The 5,946-nt window shown below is 65.4% G+C and carries 5 protein-coding genes and 4 pseudogenes; 3 read left to right on the forward strand and 6 right to left on the reverse strand.

All coding sequences use genetic code 11. From position 1 onward, the window contains the following. Positions 1 to 406: 406 nt before the first annotated feature. The gene (locus tag ABZ070_RS34750) at positions 407 to 739 is read left to right on the forward strand and encodes an Lsr2 family protein (protein ID WP_356639890.1); all 333 of its coding nucleotides are present in this window, start codon (positions 407 to 409) and stop codon (positions 737 to 739) included. 350 nt (positions 740 to 1,089) lie between these two features. Here the strand turns inward: ABZ070_RS34750 and ABZ070_RS34755 are convergent. Beyond that, a pseudogene (locus ABZ070_RS34755) lies at positions 1,090 to 1,451 on the reverse strand (transposase family protein); the annotation flags it as partial. Positions 1,452 to 1,606: 155 nt separating this feature from the next. On the opposite strand from ABZ070_RS34755, the gene ABZ070_RS34760 reads away from it, so the two are divergent. Next, positions 1,607 to 1,978: a transposase family protein gene (locus tag ABZ070_RS34760; RefSeq protein ID WP_356639898.1), complete on the forward strand. Its 372-nt coding sequence runs from the start codon at positions 1,607 to 1,609 to the stop codon at positions 1,976 to 1,978. Between the two features lie 317 nt (positions 1,979 to 2,295). Here the strand turns inward: ABZ070_RS34760 and ABZ070_RS34765 are convergent, their stop codons facing one another. After that, positions 2,296 to 2,577, reverse strand: coding sequence for a hypothetical protein (locus tag ABZ070_RS34765; protein ID WP_356639892.1), 282 nt, complete (start codon positions 2,575 to 2,577; stop codon positions 2,296 to 2,298). Positions 2,578 to 2,843: 266 nt separating this feature from the next. On the opposite strand from ABZ070_RS34765, the gene ABZ070_RS34770 reads away from it, so the two are divergent. After that, on the forward strand, positions 2,844 to 3,035 hold the full coding sequence (locus ABZ070_RS34770; protein ID WP_356639894.1) for a hypothetical protein: 192 nt from the start codon (positions 2,844 to 2,846) through the stop codon (positions 3,033 to 3,035). Between the two features lie 985 nt (positions 3,036 to 4,020). Here ABZ070_RS34770 and ABZ070_RS34775 read toward each other — a convergent pair. The 4 genes and pseudogenes from ABZ070_RS34775 to ABZ070_RS34790 all read right to left on the reverse strand — a co-directional run. Beyond that, a pseudogene (locus ABZ070_RS34775) lies at positions 4,021 to 4,323 on the reverse strand (IS630 family transposase); the annotation flags it as partial. Between the two features lie 79 nt (positions 4,324 to 4,402). Continuing rightward, positions 4,403 to 4,698, reverse strand: a pseudogene (locus ABZ070_RS34780) (transposase); the annotation flags it as partial. Positions 4,699 to 4,926: 228 nt separating this feature from the next. Further along, positions 4,927 to 5,240 (reverse strand): annotated as a pseudogene (locus tag ABZ070_RS34785) (transposase); the annotation flags it as partial. A gap of 294 nt (positions 5,241 to 5,534) precedes the next feature. Further along, on the reverse strand, positions 5,535 to 5,946 hold a 412-nt coding region (locus ABZ070_RS34790), incomplete at its 5' end, for a transposase (RefSeq protein WP_356639896.1).

The following is a 5,946-nucleotide window of genomic DNA, read 5'->3' on the forward strand; positions in this document are numbered from 1 at the left end:
AGACCCCCGCCCTGCGGATACCTCATCCAACCGGCTTACCTCGACGATCACCAACCGTCAGCCCCTACGACAAGACGACTTCAACGTCAGTAACCACGGTCGATCCTGGCCTGCTTGAGCCAGCACCGCCGCGACTCCGCGTTGACCCCACTCCCGGGGCACGTCCGTGACGTCCCGTGGGCTCGACCAGGACAACACCCCACTATTTGAAGGCGAGTACCGCTCCGTGCAGGCATCGTCCGCGCGATCGCCGCTGAATGCGCCGCATCCGTAGGACGGTGACCTCGACGGATTATAGTGGAGTCGACCTCTCCAATTCCACGGTGATCGGTGCAGGTATCCCATTCAAACGGCCTCGGGCAAGTCCTGCAGTTTGGTCGCTCCGTTCCTGGTGTAACATTTGAGTATGGCGCAAAGGCGAGTTACTATTTTCATAGACGACGTGACCGGCGAAGAAACCCATGAGGGGCAAACTCACACGTTTACGCTCAATGGCGTTGAATACGAGATCGACCTCTCTCCCGACAGTTACGACCAGATGCTCGAAGCATTCGGCCCCTATCTGAAAGCAGGGCGGAAGGTCGGCCGGAGAGGGCGTAAGGGCAGAGTAGCCCCCAGCCGCATCGAGGGGCCGTCGACGCCTGAGATCCGTGAGTGGGCGAAGGAGCAGGGGATTGAGGTCAGCGAACGGGGACGGGTGTCATCCAAGATCCGTGCGTTGTACGAGGCAGCGCGCTGAACACGACACTTACTCTGTACGCCATCAATGGCTTTACTTGCCTGCGGTCGGGGCGTGAATGGGGCCTGCGGGAACGGTCAGCACCTTGACTGCGGGCGGCCATGCAGATCGAGCCCGGCGGGGGAGCGGGTATCTCATCCCTCGCGGACAAGGGCTTCGCAGGACGCGCGAGGTTTTCTTCCGCCCAAGCAACTCGGCGTTCGCCAGTGGACCGACACTCTCAAGGGCCAGTCAGTCTGGAACAGTATGCAGCAGAACCCCCGGTCGGAGTTCGCTCGCACCGGAACGGAATTCCTGACTCAGGAGACTAGATTGGCAACAAGTTCCCGAGTCCGATGAACGCCTCTAGATTAAGGTCCAGAGCCAGTGAGTGTTTTCCAACCTCGGGTTGAGCAGGTCAGGTGCAGGGTGAGGACGGCCTGAACGAGGTTGGTGATGCGAGTGGTGGAGTATCGCAGCTTGCGCAGGAGCCGCCAGGTTTTGAGGGCGGCCATGGCCTGCTCGACCAACGCGCGGATCTTCGTGTGTGAGTGGTTGACGGCCTACTGACTGGCGGCGAGCGTCTCCCAGCGGCCCCAGTGGGGCAGCCGTATAGTGCCGTCGGCGCCCCGGTAGCACGTGGCGGCCCAGCACTCCACGCCGGCCGCAAGGCGTCGACGATGCCGTGGGTTCGCGCGGCCTTGATGTCGTGGACCGCGCCGGGCAGCGTTGGGTGAGGCAAGCACCGCAAGCACGGGGTGAACATCCAGGCGGTCACCGGCCCAGCCGGCGAACTCACCTGGTACTCGCCACCCTTCCCGGACGGACCGCGGACACATCACCGCCGCCCGCACCCACAAAATCGTCACCATCTGTGAGCGTCTGAATATCCCCGTCCTCGGCGACAAGGCCGGCCAGGGAGCCGACGGAATATTCGTGACACCGGTCAAACACCACCGAGGCGGCGAGATCACCATCCGGCAGAAGTCCGTCAACCGGGCACACGCCCGACTCCGCTCCCCTGTTGAACGCGCCTTCACCCGGCTAAAAGCCTGGCCGCTCACTGATGCGGAAGTCGGCCCGCCATCTTCGCGTACGTCTTGTGCTCCGCACAGGTACATCGGCGCGATCAGGGTGCGCTGGTGCAGGGAAGCTTGCACCTGCGTTCACCCTCCCAGGATGACGCAGCATCGTCACCCACTCACCAGCATATGCGGGAGGTCCAGCGCGGCAGGACGGACAACCAAGGAGGCCCCTTGAACGGTGAGTTTGAGACGTCAGCATCTCGATCAAACGGTTTGGGACCTCACCTGTCACGGGCCCACGAGAGCCTCAGCATCGCTCGGTCCATTTTCAGCCTCGTGAGCCGTGCTGTCCCATGGCATGTCGCATGCATGCCGCACGCAAGCGTATCCAGCACCTCGACTTGATTGAGGTCGCCCGCCCAGTGCCCGAGCACGGGACGGCCCGGCCGCGGGCCTCGGCAGGCCGTCGATCGTCACTCACAGCCGCAGAGCCCCAGTCCCGTTGCTGGAGTCCTCCCCGCGCGACCGAGGCCTCTGACGATGTCCGGGCGGTCAGCCGCACCAGACGTCCGTGACAATTCGTCCCTCGTAACCCTCGGGGACGAGGCCAGCGAGTTCGACATTCAGCCGATCGCTGCGACAGTCCTTGGAGATGGGGGTGTACTGCAGGTACACGCGATGCACCTTGGGCAGTCGCTCTCCGTGCCGGAAGGGTTTGCCGATCAGATGCCGGTACTTGCTGGCATCGCACACTTGGCCGCCGTCGGTAGAGACGCCCGGGCGGATGCCGGTCGGCGGGACACCCATCGCGGCTGCGCTGGTGATCTGTTGCACAAGCAGGAGCGTCACTACCGGGACAAGAGCGAGGACGAAACGAATGTGGACTCTCATGCCAACCATGTTGCTGCAGCTGCTCATGAACCGCGAAGCGGAGGAGGTTTCACGTCTACAGCGTGCCGCTGGCTCGCGCTTTCGGGTTGCATGCGGTCTACAACGACGCTCTGCAAGCTCACGAGACCGCCCGCGCCGCAGGCGAGGCGCTGGCCAGGCGGCAGAAGGTCTGCCGCAGAAGGTCCTCACCGAGTGGACAGCGTGGCTGCGTGAGGAGATCGAACCCGCCTGGCGGCTCGGCCGAATGGGACGCTGACACCCGCCCGTCCAGCGGCGACGTCGACCACACGGGCACGGCCGTCTACCGGTGCGACGTCGCCGCCTGCGACGCGCTCACCCCCACCCGGCAGGGCCTGGGCGCCACCTGCGAGAAGACCACCGCGCCGGCCGCCTGGGGCTGAAGGAGTTCAAGGCCACCTAGGTGCCGGACCGCAACCGGGTGATCCCGGTGAGCGGGCCGACTGGCGCGTGACGGGGGTACTCCCCGGGACTCGGTCCTGTGGGGCCTGTGGAACGCGCACGGCTCGCTGCGGCACAAGGATCTACAGCGCGACCTCGACTCCCAACTGGAGGCGTGGATCGAGCGGCAGACGCCGTATGGACCGTCACCTGCCTGCCGGGCGGCGGGCTGCCGCTACGACGCGCGGGCCACCTGGGGGCTGTGCGGCATTCACCAAAACCGCTGGAAGAAGGCCACGGCCGCCTTGCGGAGGCGGCTGTCCACGCCAACGTCGGCGTGGCTGGATCGGCAGGCACCGTTCCTGAACGTCCACCAATTCTCGCTGGCCCCGCTGCATCCCGTGGCCCGTCTGGAGATGCTGTACGCGCTGCAGCAGCGTGACGAACGCGGCCAGAAGATCGCCCCCGTGGCTGTGCGCCAGGCCGTCTCGCACCTCGCGGAGCGGGTCGACTCCATCGCCACCGCCGAGGCCGGGCGGTTCCGGGCGGGACGCAGGCGAACGTGGACGCGCCCCTTCGGGAGACGCACCGCATCCTGCGCTCGGCGTTCGACCGCTTCGAGGGCGTCCGAACCCGACCAGCAGGGACGTGCTGGACCTGTCCGAACTCGGGCTAAATGCCTTGAAACACGCGGCCGGTGAGTGGCTGTTGATCTGGGACAACCGCAAGGGACAGCGCCTGAACCGGCGCCTGGAGCTTGAGCACGACACCGTGGGGACCGTCCGCACGTGGCGGCCTGTGCGCGACACGCTCGACCTGCCCACGCCCAAAGAGCCTGGTCACCCTCTTGGAGCGGCAGGGAGACGAGATAGTCGGCCAGGGGTCGTGTCGCTGGAGGGGTCCAGGTCCCGCAAGGCCGGTTCCACCCCCAGCCCGGCGGTACTGGGACGCTGACGCGGCCAGCGCCCGCCTCGCGCAAACCCCCCTCTAGTCTTCTGAGTCGGGAATTCTGTTCAGATATGAAGCGAGGCGTTCGAGGATTTCGTCGGCGGTCTTGGTCCAGGCGTAGGGCTTCGGGTCGGTGTTCCAGTCTGCGATCCGGTTGCGGATGTCTTTCTCCAGGGCTTGGACGGATCTGTGGACGCCGCGCCGTGTCTGCTTGCTGGTGAGTTCGGCGAACCATCGCTCGACGAGGTTCGACCAGGACGACCCGGTCGTTGTGAAGTGCAGATGAAACCGAGGATGAGTCAGCAGACACTTCTTGATAGCGGGGGTGTTGTGGGTGGCGTAGCAGCCCCTATGTTTCGTCAAGCCGCCGAAGGGAGCTGGCTGGTGGCCAGAGGCTGGATGTGCTGGTAGAGCTCGCGCGGACGTACCGCTTGAGGCACTGGATGATCTCGCGCGCTTGGACATGCCCTCGGCGGTGCGTCGCTGCAGGTACTTCTGCGTGCGTTCGTCCCAGCGTATGCGGATCATCACGATGCGGTAGAGGGCGGCGTTGGCTTGGCGGTTGCCTCCGCGGTTCAGCCGCCGCCGTTGTGGCTTGCCGGAGGACTGCTCGACCGGGCTGACGCCGCGCAGGGCGGCGAAGGACGCCTCGTCAGTGATCCGATCAGGGTTGTCGCCAGCGGTGATGAGGAGGACTGCGGCGCTGTCAGGCCCGACACGACACCCATCAGATCCAGCATCTGGGGCCAGCAAGAGCGGACGGCCCTGGTGGTGCGTCGGGTGAGCTCTTTGACCTCGTCGGACAGGTGACTCTGCGGGCGAGCAGGCGCATCGCGAAAACCGCCTCGCCGCGATCATCGACGTCAAGGGCCGCGCAGGTGGCGTCACGGCCCGGTACTTGCGCGAGCCGGTGATGAGGAAGCGACAGTTGGGCGGTCGTTTGGATCACCGGGCGGACCAGAGGAAGATGCCCGCGATGTGCAGTCCTGCCAGGTAGATCGTGGCGGTCTTCTCGCAACGGGTGGCGATTCCGCGCCACTGCTTCAAGCGGTTGATACACCGCTCGACGGTGTTGCGTTGCTTGTACATCTCGCGGTCGAAGGCGGGTGTCCTTCCGCCACAGCTGCCTCGGCGCAGTCGGTGGCCTCGCTGGTCGGCCGGAACGGGGATTACCGCTCGGATTCCGCGCTTGCGCAGATGCTCGCGGATGGCGCGTGAGGAATAGGCCTTGCGGCCAGGACCACATCCGGTCTGGTGCGGGCCGTCCACGTCGGCAGGGAACGCCCAAGCGGGACATCAGTCTCGAGCATGGCCTCCCGGAGGGTGACGGTGAGCAGGGAATTTGCCGACTCGCGCGGTTGCCCAGTGGTGTCACTCTTGTTGTGACGCTTTCTGTCACCCTTGTCGTCACCTTGTTGCGACTGTTGTTGTCACCGTCGTGAGGGACGGCGATCCATGGGTGGGGTGTTGGGCGGGCGCCGCGATACTTCACGGGAAGCGCTGTGCTGTCTTATCGTTCGGTGGCGCGTGCGCGCAGGCGGGCCATGATGCCGTTACTGAGGTTGTAAGCGTGGTGTCGTCAGTGTGAGGCCGGTCGCGGTGAGGCATCCGTCGACGATCTGACTGCAGTGCTGGATCTGGCGCAGGCCGCGCCGGAGTCGGCCGATGAGGTGGTCGGGGTCGGTGAAAGCGGTGTTGGCCTGGCTGGTCCGGCGGAGGATCGACCAGATGCCTTCGACGGGGTTGAGGTCGGGTGCGTAGGGCGGCAGGTGGTAGGCGGTGATCCAGTCGTGTGCGTCGATGAAGGCCCGCATGCGGCGGTCTTTGTGGACGTTGAGGTTGTCCCAGATGAGGACGATGGGTCCGCCGAGCTGCTGGTGGGCAGCGATGAGGAGGTCGCGGTACTCGGTCCAGGCGAAGCTCTTGCGGCCGCCGCTCTTGTGATCGGTATGCCGTCTGGGCCGG

This window comes from Streptomyces sp. NPDC006283 (genome assembly GCF_040613325.1).
Classification (GTDB): domain Bacteria; phylum Actinomycetota; class Actinomycetes; order Streptomycetales; family Streptomycetaceae; genus Streptomyces.